Origin of the sequence: Lysinibacillus sp. FSL K6-0232, from assembly GCF_038008325.1 — a bacterium.
Classification (GTDB): Bacteria; Bacillota; Bacilli; order Bacillales_A; family Planococcaceae; genus Lysinibacillus.
This window is the reverse complement of record NZ_JBBOYW010000001.1, coordinates 123,923-146,974: the sequence shown is the minus strand read 5'-3', so window position 1 is coordinate 146,974 and position 23,052 is coordinate 123,923. Positions and strand designations below refer to the sequence as shown.

Here is a 23,052-nt window from a genome sequence, read left to right as displayed (position 1 = left end):
ATTTTTGTCACCTTTTTCATTTTCGGAAACACTTAATACTTTAAGTAGTACAAACCAACGTGTGTCCTATTTGAAAACGAGTTTTGCGCCTTAATATGACTTTACACGTTGCTATTGAAATGTTTTATATATTTATCGCAGCAAAACTGTATTTGTGTATCCACACTGCAATCCATAAACGTGACAAAAAAATCTGTTGTTTCTTAAAGAATTAATTTAAATTTTTGTCACGCTTTTCATTATTCAGAAGCAATTAACGCCTTAAGTGGTACGAAACAACGTGTGTCGTGTTCGGAAACAAACGCTGCGCCGAAATAAAACATTACACGTTGCCATTATATTTGTTTTCTGTTTTCTATCGCAGCTTACAAGTTAATGTGTATCCACCATGAAAACAATTAAACACAATCAATGTAAATGTTAAAGGTGACAAAATTTTCGTTTATTGTTTTAGAGAATACACTAAAACAATGTCACCGTTCCACTCTATCAGCAACATACAATGCAATAAGTGGCACAAAAACAACGTGTGTCCTATTCAGTAACAAATGCTGCACTGGAACAGAACATTTACACGTTGCCATTGAAATCCTTTTTCAGTTTAATCGCAGCTTAAGCGAATAAGTGTATCCACAACAAAACATGACGCTTTTCGGAAACAAAAAGCACATATAGGTATTTGTTGCACAAAGTAGTCACATTTTAGACACATTTCAAAATACGTTAAGGGTGACAAAAAATCCGTTAATTTCTTAAAGAATTAATTTAAATTTTTGTCAACCTTTTCATTTTCGGAAGCAAGCAATGTCTTAAGTGGAACAAAACAACGTGTGTTGCGTTCGGAAGCAAATGCTGCGCTAGAATATAACATTTACACGTTGCCATTGAAATCTTTTATATTTATCGCAGCAAAATTGTATTTGTGTATCCACAACAAATTACGCAAACGTGACAAAAAAATCAGTAGTTTCTTAAAGAATTAATTTAAATTTTTGTCACGTTTTTCTTTTAAGCATCTAAACGTTAGAAGTCTACACATAATATGTTCTATCATCTACAACAATACCGTTGAGGTCGAGCACAGCTTTTTTTGTCACTGTTCGGGCTTTATACTATTTTCAGTAGCATGATAAAATGTAAGAGATATTTTGTAGGAGGGATTTTTTATGTATAGTATTCAATTTGGGCAAGATACCATCCCTTATACAATCAAATGGAGTGAACGACGTAAAACCGTTTCAATTAGTGTTGATGCGAATGGTGTAATGATTACTGCACCAGCACAAACAACAGCAGAGAAAATCGAAGAGCTTGTTTATCAAAAGGCGACTTGGATTCGCGCTCAGCTGTTTCATTTCAATGAGATGATTGATGAGAGCCATATCCGTTCCTTTTTATCAGGCGAAAAGCTGCCGTACTTAGGCAGGCAGTATCGATTGAAAGTGTTTAAAAATGACGATGTTCGGGAGGCAACATTCAAATTCCAACAAGGTACATTTATTGCGCTGTTGCCTGTACAAATTACTGAAGAGCAGCATCGTGAAGTTTTATTACCTCTTTACGAGCAATGGATTAAGGAAAAAGGTGAGGCTTTCGTTCAGAACCGCATTCACCGTTTCACGATAAAATTGCAGCAAGAACCAACTGCTGTAAAAATAAAGGACCAGCAGCAACGATGGGGAAGTTGTACAGCAAACGGGCAGGTACTTATCAATTGGCGCATCTTACTTGCACCTGTTTCAATTATTGACTACGTACTTGCACATGAACTAGCACACTTAAAATATATGGACCATTCGAAGGCGTTCTGGGATACATTGGGGATGCTTGTAGATGATTATGAGGAACGGAAAGAGTGGTTACGAATCAACGGGCAATTACTATTTATTTAAAAATTGAATAATTAGCTAAAAACAACGCCATCTAAAACATCAAATGGCGTTGTTCAGCTATACAATATTTAATTATTATCAACGAACAATCTTTTAAGCAAGTCTTTATCATAATAAGTTTCACGAATATGTTCTACAACTTCTATTGTAGACGTGCTAGTGTGCGCACTTCCATTTCTCCATACTAAAATTTGATTAATTTCTGATAAATAATCGAAGAAATGTGGCACTTTATTTTCTCTAATATAATATACAAGTTGCCCTAATGTACATTTAGATTTTAATTTTAAATGCTTATTTAATTCATTCTCTAATACTTTGCTATATTCAACTACGATTGGTGCGAAATCCATCATTGCATATTGATTCGAACTATATAAATACTCGGCTGTGACCAAAAAGACTTTGCTTTTTTGGTCTAAATACGGAAAATTTTTCTCAATATTAGATTTTATATGTTTAACTTTCTTATCTGAAAAACCTGACTCACTTTTTAATATTTCGATAATTGTTTCCATATCTTTTTCTAAGGTTTCTTCGTTAAAAACTTTATTCTGTAACTCAAATAATTTTTCAGCCCATGTATGATAAGTATTCATGATTTTTTCATAATTAGCTCGAACCTCAAAGTACTGACGTTTTTGGCAATTTAATTCTTCTTGGTATGTTTTCAATACTTCCTCTTGGGAAAATACATTATCTAAAATACTCTCCCATGATTTAATATTTCTGTTATTAGGATAATCCTGTAATGCTTCTTCTAAAATAATTTTAGCTTTTATATACTCTTTTTCTTGATATAAGCTACTAATAAAAGATAAGTATAATCGCTCATAAACAGGTTCATCATCTTCCTCTGCTAGATTAGAGAACATAGGGTCACCATTCTCTTCAATCGTTTGAATAAATGCCTCTGCATTTTTCCTAAAGTGGAGTTCTCTCTCGAAATATTTAATTGCTTCTTTATGGTTGGCTTGTTCATGAAATATACATGCTAATAAGTGTAAAGTGGTCTCATCCTCTACTGTATAAAGAGCCCGTTTCGCATATTTTGCTGCTAATTCATAATTTTGTGTATTATAATATGCATTGGCAAGATTGTGCAAATCCACGTTTTTAGACTTTTTATTTGCTCTTGGTTCTAAAATTTCAATAGCATCGTCATATCGCTTCAGACCTACATATGCTTGCCCTAAATGAGTAAAAGTTGAATCCCTTATTTCTTCTGATATTTCAGCATCAGTTTTTTCTATCAATCTCTTCTTTTTTAATGCATATTCCAATAATTTTTCTGGGAATTGATAAATACCCACACTGTAAATATTGCAGGCAGCATGAACAATATTTAAACTCTCCGGAAGTTTAGCTTCAGCTATTTTTAAGATATCTAAGGCAAATAGGGCATTTATACGTGTACCATCTAAAAAACATTCAATTATTTTACAAAATGCCGTATCATTAACCGTTTTTTTATTCTGGTTCAGAAATGCTAAATAAAACTCTTTTGCATCCTCCCCTAAATAAACCTCTTTTGACAACTTACCTTTTTTTACTTGTTGGCTAATTAATTCAAGATGTAGACATAAATTGTGTTCCAATGAAATAATCCCATGTTCTGTAGGTATTTTATTCAATTGTTCTAAAGCATTTTCAAACTCCCCTACAAGCATATAGAATTCCGCCATCAATCCATGAGCTGCTGTATTAGTAGGCTTCACTTCTAGAGAATTTTCAATTAGGGAAATTAATTCAGCCTCTATGGTTTTATTTCTATGACCTTTTAAAACATTTGAAATATGACTATTTAATAACATTCGTGCCAAACTTATATAACATCCTGAATGAACAGCACTAACATCTTTATATCTTAATATTCTATGAAATATCCTTCTAGCCTCTTGCGGATTCGAATAGAAAATTGAAGTCGCATAGTTATACATCCCTTGCATCTGAAATGGATTTGAAAAATCAATTTCAGAAAAACTTAGCTTTTTATTCATCTATGTCCCCCATCAGTAAGTTTGTCATCAAATTAATTTAAAGTAATTTCTTCCCATACTGATTCTCAGCCAACGCAACGAAATACCCCGTCAACATCGAAGCATCACTCATCGACATTTTCTCTTTCAACAGCTTCACCTTTAAATCCGCCGTTAATTTACGCTTAAAATCTGTCTTTGACGACCAATCACTTATCGGCGCTACTGTATCCTCAATAAACTGATGCACGTCCACCGCAATTTGCTTCAAATTATATTCAGCACTTTCTTCATGCACTTCCAACAACTTGTTATAATAAGGCTCTTGCAGGCTCGTTAAGCCGCTTTGGGTTTTCCCGCTAACTTTGGTCACAATCGCTTCCTTCGCTTCTTCTAGCTTCTCTAACAGCTCAAAAATGGTCATCTGACGCTCTTTATACTTTTCGATGAGCTGCTCGACTTTTTCCCGTAAAGATGTATAAAAAACTTTATCCTCATCTAAGCGAATGGTGATTTCCTTTTTGATGGCGTGTTCCATTTGAGCTGCCTTCGTTTCGGGCTTTACGTTCTTTTCGAGTTCTTCCTTAAACGATACGTCCAAAATGGAAACAGGGTCACGGGCGTCGATACCTTCTGTAAACAAATAGTTCTGCACAAGACGGCGCACCTTTTCACCACATTCTGAAATGTCCATCCCATCATCCACAGAGAAGCGTGACTTTGCCAACTGACGAATCGCGCCTAAACGCTTTAAATCGCCCGTAAAACGCTCTGCTTTTGGACTTGGTAATACTTTATCCATACTTTGTGCAAAGCGCTTATACGCCATGTCAAAGTCTGCTCGAACGTCCTCATCTACTAAGCGTAAAATCGCTTCCTCTAAATCTTTTGGCTTCACACCGTCAAAATAACGAAGCGCTTTTTTGTGACGCTGCTCTAGACGTGGCAATTCATCATCAATCGACTTCAACGCCCCTTGCACATCATTTGCGCTGAAAATCTCAAGCGCTTGGTCAAGGAACCGCGATACGCCAAAGTAATCGACAATTAACCCGTATGTCTTGTTATCATCATACTTACGATTCGTGCGGGCAATCGCTTGTAGTAGGTTATGTTCCTTCAATGGCTTATCTAAATACATCACCTGTTCAATCGGTGCGTCAAAGCCTGTTAGCAGCTTGTCACACACGATAAGCATTGCGAGCTTATCCTCATCCATCGGCTTTTTAAAACGCGCAATAAGGCTCTTTTCCTGCTCTTTTGAAATGTGGTACTGACGCATTTCCTCCGAATCATTTTGACCAGCAGAGAAAATAACGGCTGTTTCAAATTGACCTGCGGCGAACTCATCAATGAGCTTTTTATATTCCACCGCTGCATGACGCGAAATCGCAACGACCTGTGCCTTATAGCCATTCACTAATATTTTGCTTTCATAATGGCGCACAATATCGAGTGCGATTTCACGCATTCGGTCGGGCGAAGTGAGTAATAGCTCATCATTCACAAACTTTTGCTTTATCTTTTCGCGTGTATCGTCGTCATACTCATGAAATGAACGTGAAAATAGCTCGTCTAGCGATTCACCTTTGACGTGTAAATTTGGTAGGCGTGATTCGTAAAAAATCGCTACCGTTGCCTCGTCCTCCACCGCTTGCTCAATCGTATATTTATCGATATACGCCCCGAACTTGCCAGTTGTCGAACGCTTTTCTTTTTCGATAGGCGTACCCGTAAAGCCGATGAACGTTGCATTCGGAAGGGCTTTACGCATGTTCATCGCTAAGCCTTTGTATTGTGAACGGTGTGATTCATCCGTCATCACGATGATATTTTCTGATTCCGAAATGATAGGGAACTGCTTGTCGTCATCGCCTTGGAACTTTTGAATGAGCGTCATAACCGTACTACCCGCACCTTTTGCAAGCTGTTGCTTTAAATCCGCTACGGAACTCGCTTGTGTTGGGTTCGGGAAGCCTGATTGCTGGAAAGTACCCGTTATTTGTTCATCAAGGTCTTGTCGGTCGGTCACAATGACGAGCATCGGATTTTGTAGCTTCGTTTGACGACGCAGCTTCATCGCTAAGTACACCATCGTTAACGATTTTCCAGAGCCTTGCGTATGCCAAACAACACCGCCTCGTAAAGCTGGCTTATCTGCCGTTAAAATACGGTCAATCGCTTTGTTGACGGCGCGATATTGCTGATAGCGTGCCAGTTTTTTTACTTTGCCATCGAATACAATAAAATTACGCATTAAATCAAGCAGCGCATCTTTACGCAGCATACCCGCAATTAAAACGTCCTGTGCGCGTGTCGAGCCAACGTCGTCCATCGTTAAAGGATATGGGTCTTTCCATAAACCGTAGTGCTGTGCTTTGGCAAATACCGTTCCTGCACGCGCTCGGTCACGACTTGTGACGATTAAAATTTGGTTGTACCAAAACAGTCGCGCATTCGTTTGCATATAGCGCTCAAACTGACGCACACCTTCTGGCAACTGCTTGTCCACCTGTACTTTCGGGCTTTTACATTCCACTAATACAAGCGGTAAACCGTTTATGTACAGCACAATATCCGGTCGAATCGTGCCGTTCGCATTTTCAATCGACAACTGATTGACGACCATAAATTCGTTATTTTCTGGCACATCAAAATCAAATAGCACGACCGTCTGATTTTTCTTGCCGTTACCTACATCTTGCATGACCGAAATACCTTGTCCAAACAGCCATTCAAATATCGTTTTGTTGGCGTGCCACGTATCCTCCGCTTGCAATGATACAAACTGCTTCACGACTTTTTCTACGTTACTGTCGTCTATCCAAGGGTTGAGCTGACGAATCGCCTGTGCAAAGCGCTTCTCTAATACGATTGCCGCCTTTGACGAGCGTTCATCATCAAGTTCTGGTCCTGTTTTATGCACGTAACCATAACCTTTCAACTGCTCAATAAAAGGCAGTTCTACCTCGGTATATTCTAATTTATTCATCCACATTCACCTGCCACTTACCCGTCACAGCACACGAACCGTTTGAAGTTCCTCATCATATTCCATTATTTCTACATCACTCGGAATGAGATGCCCGTATGTACGGATATAATATTCACCTAATGTTTCATTACGTTTGTTGCTATAATCGCGCAAAATGAAAAAGATTTTACGGTACTCTGGTGGTGCTAAATGAAAGTAATACATCGCCTCGTTCCAGACGGTTAGCTTGGCACTCGGTACATTATCCCCCGAAGTCCAACGGTGCGATTTACATTCAATGATGATTTTATCTTCTGCACCAGCAGGCGCACCTAAATCAAAGCGATGATTTTTCTTACGTTCAAGCCCAATTGGCAACGCCACATCCTTGATGATTGAATAGCCCTGCGCCGTAAAATAGACGTATGCTGCTTCCTCAAAATCACGACCGATATGTGCGTTACTGATGGAACCAACTCTTTGAAAATTATTCATACAAATCCCCTTTGTGTTTGAATTAGATTTTCACGCGAATTTGACCTGTAAGAAGCTGCTGCATTAAACCTTTTTTCAGCTCCTCGTATTTAACCTTTTCCTGTTCGTAGATATCGATTTGTTCGTCTACTGTTGAAAGGATTTGGGCGATTTTTTGTTGTTCTTCTAATGACGGTAAAACTACGCTAAAGTTTTCTAAAGAGCTTGAATATAAATGATATACTGATGAACCTTGAGCTAATTTAGCTAATTCTGATTTTCTAGTTGAATTAATTTGAAGACTTAAGAAATTTGAATCTACCTCAATAAATGGTGTGAATAAATTAATATCACCACCAATATAAATGTTATCCACGTTTAATGCACTAGCTGTAGCAATATCAATAGCTGTTTCTCCCGAAGAAGGAATCAATAAATCATTTTTCATTCCGATGACAGGATTTTTCACTTCAATTTCTGTATAACTAGTCACCTTATCAATACGCTCTTTATACTTTGTGTACAATTGACCATATAAAATACATGGCATACCCTTGTCAGACAAATCTTTTTTAGCAATACCCTTACCTTTTGAAAAGGTTCCTATGTCGATTAAATCCTTAATTTCCCACTCATTCGGTATCTCCCCAAGCTCTGTCTGCTTAAACTCCGTATGCCCAATCCCTTTTGTTAGCAATTGCTGCATTAAACCTTTTTTCAATTCCTTTGTTTTAACAATCAACTGCTCGGTTTCATCAACTTGCTCGTCTACGGTTGAAAGGATTGAGGCGATTTTTTGTTGTTCTCCTATATTTGGGATTGGTAATTGCAATGACTTTAACTGCTCTACTCTAATTCCTTTTACTGTTGAACCCGACCCCAACCCTTTAATAAACTCAGCATTTTGTAAATACCAATATAAAAAATACTCATTTTTTACTTTAGTATCATTTAAATAAATTGCTTTTAAATCTTGATTTATAGCTACCTCTTTTGTATTAATAAATCCTCTACCTAAAGCAATACGTGTTGCAACAATTATATTATTAGGTTCAATTAAATTAGATGCTGAGTTTTTTAAGGCAGCTTCAGTAATAAATTCTTGAGCATCTTCTTGATAAAAAGAACCCTTCATGTCTTTAACTGTTACCCATGGAATATCTCCATTATAAAAACTCTCATTTTCACGTGAAGGAGTTCCTCCACCAACTATTTTATTCGCAATATCATCGACAGTGAGTACTTCCCACTCACTCGGCACTACCCCAAGCTCCGTCATCTTATACCCTTCACGCACTTCGCCCATCAAATCTCACCTACCCCAAGTTCACGTAAGTAACCATTTAACTTCGCTTTCGTGTCGTTACGTTTAGCTTCGATTGCTTGGAGGTCTTGCAGAACTGCTGCAATATCCACTTGTTCTTCTTCCTCTGACTTATCAATGTAGCGTGTGATGTTTAAGTTGTAGTCATTATTTTTGATTTCCTCTAACGGCACAACACGTGCGTATTTTTCAATATCTTCATATGCATCATACGTTGCAACGATTTTCGCAACATCCTCATCACGTAACGTATTTTGATTTTTACCTTCTTGGAATTCACCCTCTGCTGCGATAAATAGCACATTGCCTTTACGCTTTTCGTCTTTATCACGATTGAAAATAAGCACGCTCGCTGGAATGCCTGTGCCGTAAAATAGGTTCGATGGTAAACCAATAACTGCCTCGAATAAATCCGATTCTAGTAAGCCTTGACGAATTTTGCCCTCTGCACCACCGCGGAATAGCACACCATGCGGCATAACAACACCAGCTTTACCGTTACCTTTAAGTGACGCAATCATATGCTGAATAAACGCAAAGTCACCTGCATTTTTCGGTGGTAAGCCGTATTGGAAGCGTCCGTATGCATCATGCTCAGCTTCCTCACGTCCCCATTCTTTTAATGAAAACGGTGGATTGGCAATTACGCGGTCAAATAGCATAATTTCACCATCTTCTACAAGCTTCGGTGAACGAATTGTATCGCCTTTGACAATTTTATGGTCAGGTAAGTCATGCAGTAATAAATTCATTTTCGCAATCGACCATGTATTAAGGTTCTTCTCTTGACCGAATAACGATAATGATTGTGGATTGCCACCTGTAGCCTTTACGTAATCGACCGCTTGAATGAGCATCCCGCCCGAACCACACGTTGGGTCGTACACGCGCATACCTTCCTCTGGCTTAATTAATTTGACGATAAGCTCAACCACTTTTGACGGTGTATAGAATTCGCCACCTTTCTTACCAGCATCATCGGCAAACATTTTAATTAAATACTCGTAAGCACGTCCTAGCATATCTGGTTCTGATAAACTTTCATTACGTAAGTCTAATAATTCAAAGTGCTGTAATAAGCGTTGTAGCACGTCGTCTGTCAGCACTTCTTTACGGTTGAAGTCAATCGGTGTTAAAACCCCTTCAAGCGTCTTATTTTCGTTCTCAAGCGCCTCAAATGCCACGTTAATCGCTGAACCGATATTCTCTGCCTTCGAGCGAATGACAGTCCAACGCGCAGCTTCTGGTACGTAAAATTGATATTGGTCTTGGTCGTCTACTAATAACGCCCCAATCTCCTCACCATGCTCTGCCATTATCGCTGCACGATGCTCCTCAAACACGTCATTTAAACGCTTTAAAAACAGTAAACCGAATATGTAATTTTTAAAATCCCCAGAATCCACCGAGCCACGTAAAATATCCGCTGACTTCCATAGGTGTGATTCTAGTTCCTGTAATGTTAATTGAGTCATTTTAACTTCCTCCATTGGAAAAACTATCCCATTTTATAATTCCACAGTACCATAAATTCCGCATTAATAAATACGCGATATCAAAATCACTGTATAAATCCATTTTATTAAAGTTAAATGTTTACTTCCAAACATTTATATATGTATTTTTGATTCGTAATGAAATTTCAGATGCAAGGACCCCCTATCTTTGCCATTTCACATCACAAAAACGTCTATCTTTGCCAATTTACATCACAAATTCATAGGATGTTTGATTCCGTTAAACTGTTTTATCCTTGCCCGATTACACCACAAATCGCGTAGCTGCGCCTTTTACACGACAAAACCATCTATCTTTGCCATTTTACATCACAAATTAGAGTCAAAATGAAATCAACAATATCCTCGTCTTATCCGACCTAATCATTACAATTAATATTTAAAAACAAAAAAGAGGGAACGCTATCGAACACGTTCCCTCAAGTATATTTAAACTGCATGTAATTCTTTCTCAAGAAAAAAATCTATCTCATCCGATGTCACTTGATAAAAATCAACTAGCTTTTTGAATGCATTTCGGTCATTAAAATTACCATTTTCAATCTGTATAATCGTTTCAGCAGCGATGTTTAACTCAGTTGCTACTTCCTCAATTGATTTAGACACTTTAAGTCTTTCAGCAACTAACTTAGTGGCTACCACATTTTCTTTCGACAAAAAGAATTTAGCCATTTCAGGATTGTTTTGAAGGAATGCTTGGTCTGAAGCATTTAAAATATTCATTTAATACACTTCCCTTCTCCTAATTATCGTAAGTATACATCAAATAATTCCCTTTTTCCACGGAAACGTTTTTGAACAATTATGCCATTGTTAATTTTCATTGTAGTCTCCGTATTCCCTTTATTTGCTCGATTAAAATCATCTAAATCCGTAGCATCTTTCTCTAAGAAATCATAAAGACAAATTTTCGTCGCTAATCCTTGGTCTTCATCTGGGAAAAAGAATAACCTAAAATATTTTACCCCTCTTTTTACATTTCCATGCATTATTCTATCATCTATTCGGATTTCAAAAATAGGCGTAAATGGAGGAGAAGTCTTAAGTTTTTTTATCAAATTAAAATTATATATCTTACCATCCCAATCAATAACAACTGGTACATCATCTTTGTTTAAAGGTAAACTTCTAAGTTCTTCGTATGTAAAATTACTTAAAATCATCTTCCCCTGTAAAAAAACCAAATAAACTAATGGATATTCCATTTGAAGATTTTCTAAAAAAATTGTCATCGCCAATTCATGTGGTTCCGGTAAAACTTGTACTTCTATATTATTTGGAAATGAATATAACTGAACCATTTTATTCTCCCTTTATGTAATTATGTATTCATCCTAATTTTACATTCTAACATCTACAAGCTCCATTAGTTTAAAATGCATTTACCTACTTAACCCCTTAGCCGAACTTATTTCTAATTATGTAAGTACTTTATTCTAACTCCCGCCATCACCTATCAAAACTCCAAAAAAATAAATTTCTAACTATGTTCAGCAACAATAAAGTTCTGCTTTTTCGCCCGCTATGAACCCGCATTGCACCGTTGTGAGTTAGAACAAAGTCGTGTCGCAAAACCAGCGATTTTTCCAAATATTTTCCAACCTAAAAGCAGAACTTAATTCTCGTTAGAATAAAGTGCTGCTTTTCCCTTGCCTTTCTCCCGCAATCTCCCCGCCCTCACCAAGCAAGCACCACAGGTGCATTCCATCATCTCTCCACGCACCTTCTCTGACGCCGCCAGCGCCCTTCTCACGCTTTTCTCGGGTCCTTTCCTTATTAATAGTCGTTTCACATTCTTCTCGCCTTCTCTCGCCCTCTTCACGCAAAAACAGGAGAATCCGCGGGGGATTCTCCTGTTCTTCTCGCTCTCCTCTGATATGGGAGCAGTTCTTTGTTCTATTTTTGATAAGGCTTTGTTGTCTCAAGCAGTACTTTATTCTGTTGATACAAATACTTTAGCTTGTACTTATTGTTTTGTAATGTGACGCATTGTTGGGAATAATAGTACATCACGAATTGATGGTGAGTTTGTTAATAGCATGATTAAACGGTCAATTCCAATACCTAAACCACCTGTTGGCGGCATCCCGTACTCCAACGCCTCAATGAAATCATTATCCATTTCATGCGCTTCATCATTACCAGCTTCTTTTTCTGCTAGTTGTGCTTCAAAGCGTTGACGTTGGTCGATTGGGTCATTTAATTCTGTAAAGGCATTAGCGTGCTCACGACGTACGATAAATAGCTCAAAACGATCTGTAAAACGCTCGTCCTCTGGGTTTTTCTTTGCAAGAGGCGAGATTTCTACTGGGTGGCCATAGACAAACGTAGGCTGTACAAGTGTTTCTTCAACCTTTTGTTCAAAGAATTCATTAATAATGTGGCCTACTTCATGAACATCTTTAATCTCTACACCATGCTCCTTCGCAAGTGCTTGAGCTTGTTCTTTTGTCATTGGCTGCCAGAAGTCTACACCCGTTGCTTCCTTAACAGCGTCTACCATATGCACACGTTTCCAGCCTACAGTAAGGTTGATTTCATCTTCTCCATATTGAACAACAGTTGTACCAAGAACTTCTTGGGCAACATATGCAATAAGGTTTTCTGTTAATGACATAATATCTTGGTAATCAGCATAAGCTTCATATAGCTCAATCATTGTAAATTCAGGATTGTGACGTGTTGATATCCCTTCGTTACGGAAAACACGACCGATTTCATATACTTTTTCTAAGCCGCCCACAATTAAACGTTTTAAATGCAGTTCAATGGCAATACGCATATAAAGCTCCATATCAAGTGCATTATGATGTGTGATAAACGGGCGAGCCGCAGCACCACCAGCAATTGTATGAAGCATTGGTGTTTCTACTTCTAAATAGCCAGCGTTATCTAAATAGTTACGAATAGCGCGAATAATTTTAGAACGTGCAATAAATGTTTTTTTGCTATCTTCATTTGTCATTAAATCTAAGTAGCGCTGACGATAGCGTTGTTCAACATCCTGTAATCCATGGAATTTCTCTGGCATAGGACGAAGCGCTTTTGTAAGGAAAGTGAATTCTTCAGCCTTTACCGAAAGCTCCCCAACTTGCGTACGGAATACATTGCCACGTACCCCTACAATATCTCCTAAATCAGCTTGTTTAAATAATTCATATGCTTGCTCGCCAACATGGTCTTGACGTACGTAAATTTGAATTTGACCGCCTAAATCTTGAATATGTGCAAAGCCTGCTTTTCCTTTACCACGCTTTGTCATAATGCGACCTGCAATAGTAACCTCTTGAAGATTTTCTTCTAGCTGTTCTTTTGTTTGATCAGCAAATTGCTCAAGCACCTCTGTTGATAAATGTGTGCGTTCAAAACGGCTACCGAATGGGTCTTGTCCGTTTTCTAATATATTCATCATTTTTTGACGTCTTACCAAAAGCTGATCATTTAATTCTTCTATGTTTGACACTTGTTTCACTCCTTAACAGTTACGTCCATAATATTTCTATTGTACACAATTTTAAAGCTGTAATCATTAGTTTCAACCTAAGTTAAAATAATTAATAATTCTAAAAACTACTACCCTACAACGAAAAAGCGCCCATCTTAGGACGCCAACTAGATACATTATATAATTAATTGCGTTGCTTCTGGCAAGTCAAGCTCTTCATAGTCCTGCACAAGTCCATTTAATAGGGCACGAAGCTCTACCGCCGTTTCTGTTTGGTTAATCGCTTTACGTGCTTTACCATTACCGCGAATCCCTTTTAAATACCACGATGCATGTTTGCGCATTTCACGTACTGCGATGCCCTCTCCCTTTAGTTGGATAAGGCGTTCAAAATGCAATAAACACACGTCAATTTTTTCACGTACGCTCGGTTCTTCTTTTAGCTCTCCTGTTGCTAAATATTGCACCGTACGATAAATCATCCATGGATTACCTAATGCAGCACGACCAATCATAACCGCATCTACACCAGTTGTATCAAGCATGCGTTTAGCATCCTGTGGTGTTTCTACATCACCATTGCCGAGCACTGGGATATTTACATTTTCCTTAACCTGACGAATAATATCCCAATTTGCTTTGCCTTCATACATTTGTACACGTGTACGACCATGGACAGCTACTGCTGATGCACCCGCACGTTCAACAGCTTGGGCATTCTCAATAGCAAAAATATGCTCGTCATCCCAGCCAATGCGCATTTTGACACTAACAGGCTTTTTAACAGCGTCCACAACAGCCGCTACCATTTCATAAACTTTATTTGGATCAAGCAGCAGGCGCGCACCTGCTTCACATTTAATAATTTTATTAACAGGGCATCCCATATTAATATCAATAATATTAGCGGTTGTATTTTCGTCTACATACTTTGCCGCTTCTACTAATGTTTCTTTATCCCCACCAAAAATTTGTAGTGATAAAGGATTTTCACGCTCATCAATATACAGCATACCTAGTGTTTTTTCATTTTTTTGAACAATACCCTTGTCACTTATCATTTCAGCATATACAAGCCCTGCTCCAAACTCTTTTACCGTTAAACGGAAAGCAGAGTTACAAATGCCAGCCATTGGCGCTAATACTACACGGTTGTCCATCACAATATCGCCAATTTGAAACGGCTTCTCAGTTGTTTGACTCAACGTTGATTTCCTCCTCTATAGGATCACTCTATCTATTTGCACGCTTATAACTTAATTTACTGTTAGAGGCTTATTGCAATCCTTCCACAAAGCCACACCTTCACGCTCACAATCCAGTTGCTGTAACTCATGATGCGCCTGTTGGAGCTGTTTGCCAAGTGGTGTCGGCGTGATTTCGACTAGTGGCACTAAAACAAATGCTCGCTCATACATTCTTGGATGTGGAACAATTAAGCTCTCAGTTTCAATATTCTCGTGATTGTAAAGCAAAATGTCAAGGTCAATGATTCGTGGCCCCCAGCGAAACTCCCGTACACGTCCTAGCTCTTGCTCAATAGACTGACATAGCTGGAGCATTTCAGCAGAGGATTTATTTGTTTTTAAATGGACAGCAATATTTAAAAAATCCGCTTGGTCTGTATAACCAACAGCAGCCGTTTCATAAACCGAAGAAATACGCACAAGCTCTATAGCTTTTTCTTGTTTTAAAAGTGCTATCGCTTGTTGGAGGTTATCGTACCTATCCCCCATATTTGTGCCAATCGATAAATAAACATCCTTCATGAGAATTCACCTCTCGTTACCTCAACGGACACCTCTTTATAGTAACCATGTATTGGCGGGTCTGGCTTAATAAGCTCTACTCGTACACCCTTTACTTTGTCAGTATAGGTTGTAAGTATCGTATTGGCTACTTTTACTGCAAGAGCCTCAATTAGCTTGAAAGGTTCACCCTCTACAATATCTCGGCATAACGCATAAACCTCTGCATAATTTACCGTATAATTGAGATCATCTGTTTCACCAGCCTTTGTCATGTCTACTGCCAATGAAACATTAGCTCGAAAACGCTGACCAAGAGTGGTTTCTGCTGCTAATACACCATGATAGCCATAAAATTGCATATCCTTTAAATGAATATAATCCATCACGCTTCCTCCTTAAACAAACGTTTCCCTACTAATATGTCAGCCATATGTGCTGCTCGTGCCATTTCCTTGACATCATGAACTCGTATCATATGACAGCCCTTATCAATTCCATAAACCACTGTTGCAGTAGTGCCTTCAAGACGCTCTTCAACAGGTAAGTTTAAAACATTGCCAATCATGGATTTACGTGATGTTGCTAATAACACTGGATAGCCCATTGCTGCTAAATCAGCTAAGTGCTGCATCATCGTTATATTGTGTATGGTATTTTTAGCAAAGCCAATACCAGGGTCTAAAATAATATGTGCATCAGGGACGCCTGCCTGATGTGCAATCGCAATACTTTTTTCTAAATCAGCCTTCGCTGTTGCCCAAAAATCAGTTCCATACTCCATATTGTCACGATTATGCATTAAAATAATCGGAACTTGTAAATCAGCAGCGACCTGAGCAATTTCAGGCTCAGCCTTTGCTCCCCAAATATCATTAATTATATGTGCTCCCGCTTTAATAGCAGCACGTGCCACATTCGCCTTATACGTATCAATGGAAATAATCGCAGGTACTTCCTTCACTAATGCTTGAATAACAGGCTCAACGCGTGCAATTTCATCCTCATCTGAAATTCGTTCGTAGCCTGGGCGTGTAGATTCACCACCGACATCAATAACTTTAGCCCCCTCAGCCACCATTTTTTTTGCTTGGGTAACCGCCGCTTCTACACTGTTGTACTTTCCTCCATCTGAGAACGAGTCTGGTGTAACATTTAAAATTCCCATCACAAATGTTTCTTTTGTGTAATCTAATGTAATACCATTAATTGTTAATGGTGTTGTATATTTTTCAAGCATGTAAACACTCCACTTCTTTTACAAATGCCTCATGTAAACATGAATAAACAAGCCCTTTATTGCCTAGAAATTGCTGTTGTTCTAAGCTACTAATAGGCACAAGCTCTTGTATAGAATTCGTAATAAAGCATTCTGTACTTTGCCTTATATCTTGCTTCGGAAAGAAGCCTTCTCTCACTTCAAGACCTAACATTTTAGCTTTTTGTATAACCCACGCTCGAATAATACCCGGTAAAATGCCTGTCTTCAAGGAAGGCGTATATAGTATATCATTTTTCACCCAAAATATATTTGATGTTACACCTTCTGCTATATAACCTTCTTGCGTTACAAAAAAGCCCTCATGCTGAGCAAGTGATGGGACTTCAAAACGCCCAAGTACGTTATTTCCATAATGATGTGATTTAAACCGTAATGCTTGCTCGGGTGTATTACGTGGTGTTGTTAGCCACTGAGCCGTCTTTTCAGTGCCACGAGGTGGGTTTTGTAATTCTTTACGAAAAATAATGACATTTGGCTGTTGATAGGCTATTGGCTGTAATCCAATAGCATGTTCTCCAGCCGATACATTTAGACGGAAGTAGCCATCCTGACCATCCGCCTGTTGATTTAATTGCTGTACAACGTCCAATAAAGCCTGCTCTGTATATGGTAAATGAATGCGATATTGCGATAACGCCTCTTGAAGTCTTGTCATATGCGCTTCCCAGTCAAATACCTGACCACCATATGTGCGAAACGTTTCAAAAAAACCTAACCCATATAAAAACCCATGGTCAAAGGGAGAAATTCGTAAATCCTGTGCAGCCATATAATTACCATTCATCCAGCATTGCATTTATTTCACTTCCCCTACATATAAGTCTATAAATTGACGTAGTAGCTTTTTACCTTGCTCTGTCATAATAGACTCTGGATGATATTGTACACCCTCTATTGGGTATTCCTTATGACGTAGCCCCATAATTTCACCCTGTTCTGTCCATGCTGTCACTTCAAGACATGCCGGCAATGTTTCCTTTTCTACAATAAGCGAATGGTAGCGAGTTGCTTGAAATGGATTTGGCATTCCCTTATGCAAACCTACTTCAGCATGTAGTACAGGAGATGTCTTGCCATGCATTAGATGCTCCGCACGGATGACATTGCCACCAAACACCTGCGCAAGTGCTTGATGACCAAGACAAACGCCTAAAATCGGAATATTTCCTGCGAAATATTTAATAATGTTCAGACTTTCGCCCGCCTCATTTGGACTGCATGGTCCCGGAGAAATCACAATCATATCTGGTGCCAGCTTCTCAATTTCTTCTAGTGTTACTGTATCATTGCGTTTCACAACGATTTCATGACCAAATTCGCCCAGATATTGTACAATGTTATAAATAAATGAATCATAGTTATCAATCATTAAAATCATTTTGCTCGCTCCTCCGCCATTGCCTTTGCCTGCCACATTGCCTTCGCCTTATTTAAGGATTCCTGATACTCTCTTGCTGGAATAGAATCAATGACAATTCCCGCGCCAGCTTGAATATGTGCTACCCCATCCTTAATAAACGCTGTACGAATCACAATATTAAACTCCATATCTCCTGTAAAGCCCAGCCAGCCAATTGAACCTGTATATAAGCCACGTCTTACAGGCTCCAGTTCTTCAATAATTTCCATTGTGCGTATCTTTGGTGCACCTGTAATTGTGCCACCTGGAAACATTGCACGAATCACATCTGCATTTGTTTTCCCTTCTGCTATTTCCCCTCGTACATTTGAAACAATATGCATAACATGTGAATAACGCTCAATGACCATAAACTCATCCACCTCGACAGTTCCATAGGTTGATACTCGTCCTAAATCATTGCGCTCTAAATCTACCAGCATCACATGCTCAGCACGCTCTTTGTCATTATCAATTAATTCTTGTGCCAAGGCTAAATCTTCCGCTTCAAATTTCCCTCTTGGTCGAGTACCTGCGATTGGTCTTGTTGATAGCTCATTGCCATGACGCTTGACCAATAACTCTGGCGATCCAGAAACAACCGCAAAATCAGGCGCTTCAATATAAGCCATATATGGTGATGGGTTAAAGGCTCGTAATGCCTCGTAGACATCCATTGCTGTTGCTTGTAATTGCTTTGATTGACGAACAGATAAATTTACTTGGAATACATCCCCCTGTGCAATGTACTCTTGAATTTTTGTGACAGCCTCTTCAAAATCAGTTCCTACAAATGAAACATGTAGCTCATTTTCATCGTTCACCACTTCAACAGCATTTGTTTTTTCAAATTTACGTGTAGTGAGCCCTGCTTGTGCAGCAGCCTGCCAGCTATTCGCCCACTCCTCTAGGTCAACATGGCAACCGTCTAGCTTCATCAGCGTGACAGTATTGGATTTCACATCATGTACTGCCCAGCAATCAAATAAATAAAAATAAATATCTGGTACTTGTAAATCATCCTTTGCAGTATTTGGAAGTCGCTCGATTTTGCGAGCATAGTCATAGGAAACAAATCCAATGGCTCCTCCCTGAAAAACAGGAAGCTCTGCATGATAAGAAATTTGATATTCTGCCACAAGCTGCTCTAATAATGCAAGGGGCTCACCTGCTAAAACCTCACTTTTGCCATCTCTCCATTTAACACAAAGCCCTTCTTCCATTGATTGTGCAGTAGCTAATGGATTCCAAGCAGCGATCGTCAAATGTCCACCACGGCCGCTTTCTAAAAATATATGTCGTTGCTCATTCTTCGTTTGTTGCTGATAACTATAAAAAAATGATTCCGCATCCATTGTTATTGTTTTCGTCAATAATGTACTCAAGTTCCTTTTCCCCTTTGAATCATATGATGTGATTCCATCTTAACGTGAATAGCCTATGGAAGTGAATATTTTTATCAAAAAATAGACATCCACAGCGAAAACAGTGGATGTCTATTTATTTTAAACCTTTTATAAGTCGAGCAGAAGCAAAGCAAGTTTCACCATTTTTGAAATATACCACTCGTTCTTTATGATCAACAAATTCAACATTTTGGCGATTCACAATAAAAGCCTTATGACATTGATACATCGATGTATGCGCCTCCTTAAAATCCTTTAAGCGACCATAAAATTCAATATGTTCATTTTCTAAATGTAAAATAATTTTATGTAATTTTGGGGATGCCTCAAAAAAGTAAATATCTTGAATAGCAATATTTCTGGTGTAACCGTTTGCTCTAATTTGAATCTGTGAAGGTGTTTGCTGTTGACCAATTTGAAGATACTTTTCATGTGCGATCTTTAATGTTGCTAATATTTTTTGCTGTAACGTTTCTGTATGGTCCTTAATAATAAAATCCAATGCAGCAATTTTATACATAAACGTTAAATAGGTCATTTCGGCATGAGTTGTGACAAATATAATATTACACAATGGATCACGTTTTCGAATGATATCACCTAACATCAGCCCTGTCATTTCATGCTTTAAATCGATATCTAAAAAATAACAATCTGCTTTTTCATACGCAATAACCTCGTTAGGATTTGTAGTTGCGAGTACAACCTCAATACCATTCCCTTCCACCAAGGCATAGTTTTCAATTGTTTTCTTGATATACTCTAATTGAACAACATTATCCTCACAAATAATTACTTTCATATTTGCACCTTCACCTCATCAATAAACAACTCTTGTATAAATAAATTGCCATTAATTTTTGTATTCAATCGAAGTTTTGGCGAAGCATCCACCATTTGGCGTAAAATAGATAAACCTAAGCCTCGTCCTGTCCCTTTTGTCGAGAAGCCTTCTTTAAAAACCTCATGTACTTTTAGTTCATTACTCGGATTAGGTAAAAATGTATTCATGCATACAATTAACAGGGCATTATCCATTCTAATAAAGGCTAAGCGAATCCAAGGCTCTATAGAATTCTTACTAGCTTCGAGTGCATTATCCAATAATATGCCACACATACAATTTAATTGAATCTCGTCCAATCCGATGCTGTCAATATCTTCAACAATCTCAACGTGCATTGGTACATGAAATGTCTGCGCTTGAATAAGCTTTGTTGTTAATAGTCCTTTTAAACTGGCTATATGTAAACCATTAAGCATTGAGAAAGCTGTTTCATGTGCTTGCTCATTCTTTTCAGTTTGTAAAATATGTCGGTAAAAATAGGTTTCTAGTTCCGAGTAATTTTTAGAATCTATAAAATGACGCATTGATGTTAAAATATTCATATAATCATGTTTAAATTTACGCATATCATCATTAATTTCCTCAAGTGATGCCACATATGACTTAAATTCTTCTAATTCCATTTCCTTTTGTTTAATATGTATGTTCTTAATGGCTATGTAAACAAAGAAACTAACAATGATGATAAAGAGCACTAAATAAATCGCAAAAAAGAATAAATTATGTTGGACACTTTTGATGAATGATAGACCATCCATCAACAAAATATCGGTATACATAAAGACAATCGTCATAAGCAACAAAGGAATCATGGCAGGTATAATGTATTGCTCAAACATATATCGTCCTGCAAAATAACGAAATAACCTTTTGTAAATAAGAACCAAAATAAATAAGATACTCATAGAAACCACGAGTTGTACTAATGGAGAATTGGTGATAGCCTCCATGCCATTCGCAAAATGATACACGATAAGCGAAGAAATATGATCTGCCAGAACAGCTAAAACTATCGTAAACAGCACATGTATGATGTTCCACCCTTGCTTTGTTTGTTGATAAACAAGGAAACTTGTGGTCAATATGATATATCCTATAGCATAAATACCTATAAAAGAAAATAACACATTTGCTGGTACTACAATAAACAAGAAAGTTTTAAAAAACAATTGTTTGGTTATCTTTAACTTACTAAAATACAATGGTAAAAAGCTGAACACCGAACACTGACAAATGGACAAAATTAAAGATTGTATGTTCCACATAAAATTACATAACCCTCTTAATTAATATATAATTAAATTCCATTATATATTAATTATGGTATTTCTTCAAAATTTATTTGACTTTAATTCTTGTGGTAGCTCTTCCTCGCCTGAAAAATTCCAACACATATAAACAGAGCCAAAGTCAGCTAATTTAATAAGTAAGTTACACAAGCTTTCAATCACTTTGTCAATAATAAATTTCATCAATGATATCCTCCTAATTTTGCAATAATCACTAAAAAAACCGCCTTCAAAGCGCCTGCTACAAAAAATACGCTTATAGATGTCGGGAAAATAAGGAGCAGTATGCCCAACAAAATAAGTCTTCTATATAATTTTTTAAACAAGAATGTTCGATGAGCTTCTCCTCGTACTTTTGTTTTTTTAGAACTCACTGGACCAATTAACAATAAAATAACAGCCCCTAACAAAAATGCTCCCCAAACAGCGAATGAAGTAATGGGTAATGCTATAGCTAGCCATGTGATAAACGGAAATAAGATACTACTAACAACAAGACATGTTCTAAATGATGGACAATGTGCTCCATACGCTACTTGGCGTACGAGTAAAAAACCAATTTGCACCAATAACATTTCCCAAAACAAACCAAACACAATAGCTATACTATAAATAACCAAAAATTTTTTTAACTCGCTTGTAACAATACGAAATCCATACACTAATTTAATTTTATCTAACTGTGTTAACGATCTTCTATGTTCGAAATAATCTACCAACATTTTCTCTTTTGCCGTAAACTCCACGTCATTACCTCCTTGATAATCAGTATAAGACACAAAACAACAAAATAGTTAAAAATTCCTTAAAAAGAATATTTATATAGATAAACGCTTATTTTTTATTTCCCTCCTTACATAAACGTTCAAAAAAAGAACGTAAGCGTAAAATACCACTTAACGTTCTCTTAAATAAGTTTTTCTATATATGCCTTATACACTGCTTCTAAATAATAAGTTGTTCCAAAATACGCATTAATATGCTGAATGGCTTGCTCTACCTCTATATTTGTGAATTTTTGTGAGCTGCAGAGATAGTCAATGGAATGCCCCTTTGCCAATTCCTTGAGCACATTCAAATCCAACATACTCAATGCTCCGACTCGTTTTGTGTTAACTACTTCTATTAAGTTTCCTTCAATGATATGAACTAATTGTTTTATCGTCATATCTTTATTTATGACCTTACAATTTGAAATAGTACTTGTGTACCAATAAAGCTCTCTAATATTTTCATCTGTCATAAAAATAATTTGACACTTCATTGTTTCAAAAATTTTCAAATACGGTATATAGTGAACAAAATGCTTATACGATGTGTCAATTAACATAACATCATATTTTTCTTTATTCGCATTTATTTTTATGGCAAGTTCACTTGGCAAGTGAATGCCATCAATTATCCAAGATGGTCTATACATAGCGAACATGTTTTTTAAAAGCTCTTGAATAAGCATGTAATGCGAATGTACCAAGA

General features: G+C 37.5%; 21 protein-coding genes. 1 reads left to right on the top strand and 20 read right to left on the bottom strand.

Annotated features, from left to right (window positions below; genetic code table 11):
- Window positions 1-1,166: 1,166 nt before the first annotated feature.
- Entirely contained in the window at window positions 1,167-1,892 is a 726-nt protein-coding gene (locus MHB42_RS00715) for a M48 family metallopeptidase (RefSeq protein WP_340803847.1), read from the top strand.
- Window positions 1,893-1,960: 68 nt separating this feature from the next.
- On the opposite strand, the gene MHB42_RS00710 is transcribed toward MHB42_RS00715, so the two are convergent.
- The 20 genes from MHB42_RS00710 to MHB42_RS00615 form a co-directional block, all read right to left on the bottom strand.
- Complete coding sequence (locus tag MHB42_RS00710) at window positions 1,961-3,892, bottom strand: tetratricopeptide repeat protein (protein ID WP_340803846.1); 1,932 nt, start codon at window positions 3,890-3,892, stop codon at window positions 1,961-1,963.
- A 37-nt stretch (window positions 3,893-3,929) separates the two neighbouring features.
- Window positions 3,930-6,863 carry a type I restriction endonuclease subunit R gene (locus tag MHB42_RS00705; RefSeq protein WP_340803845.1) on the bottom strand — a complete coding sequence of 978 codons (2,934 nt, stop codon included), beginning with the start codon at window positions 6,861-6,863 and terminating at the stop codon, window positions 3,930-3,932.
- A gap of 24 nt (window positions 6,864-6,887) precedes the next feature.
- Window positions 6,888-7,340: a hypothetical protein gene (locus MHB42_RS00700; RefSeq protein WP_340803844.1), complete on the bottom strand. Its 453-nt coding sequence runs from the start codon at window positions 7,338-7,340 to the stop codon at window positions 6,888-6,890.
- Window positions 7,341-7,362: 22 nt separating this feature from the next.
- Entirely contained in the window at window positions 7,363-8,625 is a 1,263-nt protein-coding gene (locus MHB42_RS00695) for a restriction endonuclease subunit S (RefSeq protein ID WP_340803843.1), read from the bottom strand.
- Window positions 8,625-10,118 carry a type I restriction-modification system subunit M gene (locus MHB42_RS00690; RefSeq protein WP_340803842.1) on the bottom strand — a complete coding sequence of 498 codons (1,494 nt, stop codon included), beginning with the start codon at window positions 10,116-10,118 and terminating at the stop codon, window positions 8,625-8,627. The genes MHB42_RS00695 and MHB42_RS00690 overlap by 1 nt, the downstream gene beginning before the upstream one ends.
- 471 nt (window positions 10,119-10,589) lie before the next feature.
- Complete coding sequence (locus tag MHB42_RS00685) at window positions 10,590-10,883, bottom strand: helix-turn-helix domain-containing protein (RefSeq protein WP_340803841.1); 294 nt, start codon at window positions 10,881-10,883, stop codon at window positions 10,590-10,592.
- A gap of 23 nt (window positions 10,884-10,906) precedes the next feature.
- Window positions 10,907-11,461: a hypothetical protein gene (locus MHB42_RS00680; RefSeq protein WP_340803840.1), complete on the bottom strand. Its 555-nt coding sequence runs from the start codon at window positions 11,459-11,461 to the stop codon at window positions 10,907-10,909.
- A gap of 665 nt (window positions 11,462-12,126) precedes the next feature.
- Entirely contained in the window at window positions 12,127-13,632 is a 1,506-nt protein-coding gene (gene lysS / locus MHB42_RS00675; protein WP_340803839.1) for a lysine--tRNA ligase, read from the bottom strand.
- Window positions 13,633-13,781: 149 nt separating this feature from the next.
- Window positions 13,782-14,810: a tRNA dihydrouridine synthase DusB gene (dusB, locus tag MHB42_RS00670; RefSeq protein WP_340803837.1), complete on the bottom strand. Its 1,029-nt coding sequence runs from the start codon at window positions 14,808-14,810 to the stop codon at window positions 13,782-13,784.
- A 51-nt stretch (window positions 14,811-14,861) separates the two neighbouring features.
- A complete protein-coding gene (gene folK, locus MHB42_RS00665) occupies window positions 14,862-15,374 on the bottom strand; it encodes a 2-amino-4-hydroxy-6-hydroxymethyldihydropteridine diphosphokinase (protein WP_340803836.1) in 513 nt (170 codons plus the stop codon).
- Complete coding sequence (gene folB / locus MHB42_RS00660) at window positions 15,371-15,739, bottom strand: dihydroneopterin aldolase (protein ID WP_340803835.1); 369 nt, start codon at window positions 15,737-15,739, stop codon at window positions 15,371-15,373. The genes folK and folB overlap by 4 nt, the downstream gene beginning before the upstream one ends.
- Entirely contained in the window at window positions 15,739-16,593 is an 855-nt protein-coding gene (folP, locus tag MHB42_RS00655) for a dihydropteroate synthase (RefSeq protein WP_340803834.1), read from the bottom strand. The genes folB and folP overlap by 1 nt, the downstream gene beginning before the upstream one ends.
- Window positions 16,586-17,431, bottom strand: a complete 846-nt coding sequence (gene pabC, locus MHB42_RS00650; protein ID WP_340803833.1) for an aminodeoxychorismate lyase — start codon at window positions 17,429-17,431, stop codon at window positions 16,586-16,588. The genes folP and pabC overlap by 8 nt, the downstream gene beginning before the upstream one ends.
- Window positions 17,432-18,013, bottom strand: a complete 582-nt coding sequence (gene pabA / locus MHB42_RS00645; protein ID WP_340803832.1) for an aminodeoxychorismate/anthranilate synthase component II — start codon at window positions 18,011-18,013, stop codon at window positions 17,432-17,434.
- Entirely contained in the window at window positions 18,010-19,419 is a 1,410-nt protein-coding gene (locus MHB42_RS00640) for an anthranilate synthase component I family protein (protein ID WP_402896298.1), read from the bottom strand. Before MHB42_RS00640 ends, pabA begins: the two co-directional genes overlap by 4 nt.
- A 115-nt stretch (window positions 19,420-19,534) precedes the next feature.
- Window positions 19,535-20,242, bottom strand: coding sequence for a LytR/AlgR family response regulator transcription factor (locus MHB42_RS00635; RefSeq protein WP_340803831.1), 708 nt, complete (start codon window positions 20,240-20,242; stop codon window positions 19,535-19,537).
- Entirely contained in the window at window positions 20,239-21,369 is a 1,131-nt protein-coding gene (locus MHB42_RS00630) for a sensor histidine kinase (protein WP_340803830.1), read from the bottom strand. The genes MHB42_RS00635 and MHB42_RS00630 overlap by 4 nt, the downstream gene beginning before the upstream one ends.
- 249 nt (window positions 21,370-21,618) lie before the next feature.
- The gene (locus tag MHB42_RS00625) at window positions 21,619-21,759 is read right to left on the bottom strand and encodes a cyclic lactone autoinducer peptide (RefSeq protein WP_340808499.1); all 141 of its coding nucleotides are present in this window, start codon (window positions 21,757-21,759) and stop codon (window positions 21,619-21,621) included.
- Window positions 21,759-22,322 (bottom strand): accessory gene regulator B family protein, encoded by a 564-nt coding sequence (locus MHB42_RS00620; RefSeq protein WP_340803829.1) that lies wholly within the window; start codon window positions 22,320-22,322, stop codon window positions 21,759-21,761. The genes MHB42_RS00625 and MHB42_RS00620 overlap by 1 nt, the downstream gene beginning before the upstream one ends.
- 161 nt (window positions 22,323-22,483) lie before the next feature.
- Entirely contained in the window at window positions 22,484-23,032 is a 549-nt protein-coding gene (locus MHB42_RS00615; RefSeq protein ID WP_340803828.1) for a hypothetical protein, read from the bottom strand.
- Window positions 23,033-23,052 lie beyond the last annotated feature (20 nt).

Coding starts and splice junctions, on each gene's coding strand:
- MHB42_RS00715 (WP_340803847.1), top strand. CDS start 1,167: ATGTATAGTATTCAATTTGGGCAAGATACCATCCCTTATACAATCAAA.
- MHB42_RS00710 (WP_340803846.1), bottom strand. CDS start 3,892: ATGAATAAAAAGCTAAGTTTTTCTGAAATTGATTTTTCAAATCCATTT.
- MHB42_RS00705 (WP_340803845.1), bottom strand. CDS start 6,863: ATGAATAAATTAGAATATACCGAGGTAGAACTGCCTTTTATTGAGCAG.
- MHB42_RS00700 (WP_340803844.1), bottom strand. CDS start 7,340: ATGAATAATTTTCAAAGAGTTGGTTCCATCAGTAACGCACATATCGGT.
- MHB42_RS00695 (WP_340803843.1), bottom strand. CDS start 8,625: ATGGGCGAAGTGCGTGAAGGGTATAAGATGACGGAGCTTGGGGTAGTG.
- MHB42_RS00690 (WP_340803842.1), bottom strand. CDS start 10,118: ATGACTCAATTAACATTACAGGAACTAGAATCACACCTATGGAAGTCA.
- MHB42_RS00685 (WP_340803841.1), bottom strand. CDS start 10,883: ATGAATATTTTAAATGCTTCAGACCAAGCATTCCTTCAAAACAATCCT.
- MHB42_RS00680 (WP_340803840.1), bottom strand. CDS start 11,461: ATGGTTCAGTTATATTCATTTCCAAATAATATAGAAGTACAAGTTTTA.
- folK (WP_340803836.1), bottom strand. CDS start 15,374: ATGAAGGATGTTTATTTATCGATTGGCACAAATATGGGGGATAGGTAC.
- folB (WP_340803835.1), bottom strand. CDS start 15,739: ATGGATTATATTCATTTAAAGGATATGCAATTTTATGGCTATCATGGT.
- folP (WP_340803834.1), bottom strand. CDS start 16,593: ATGCTTGAAAAATATACAACACCATTAACAATTAATGGTATTACATTA.
- pabC (WP_340803833.1), bottom strand. CDS start 17,431: ATGCAATGCTGGATGAATGGTAATTATATGGCTGCACAGGATTTACGA.
- pabA (WP_340803832.1), bottom strand. CDS start 18,013: ATGATTTTAATGATTGATAACTATGATTCATTTATTTATAACATTGTA.
- MHB42_RS00635 (WP_340803831.1), bottom strand. CDS start 20,242: ATGAAAGTAATTATTTGTGAGGATAATGTTGTTCAATTAGAGTATATC.
- MHB42_RS00625 (WP_340808499.1), bottom strand. CDS start 21,759: ATGAAATTTATTATTGACAAAGTGATTGAAAGCTTGTGTAACTTACTT.
- MHB42_RS00615 (WP_340803828.1), bottom strand. CDS start 23,032: ATGCTTATTCAAGAGCTTTTAAAAAACATGTTCGCTATGTATAGACCA.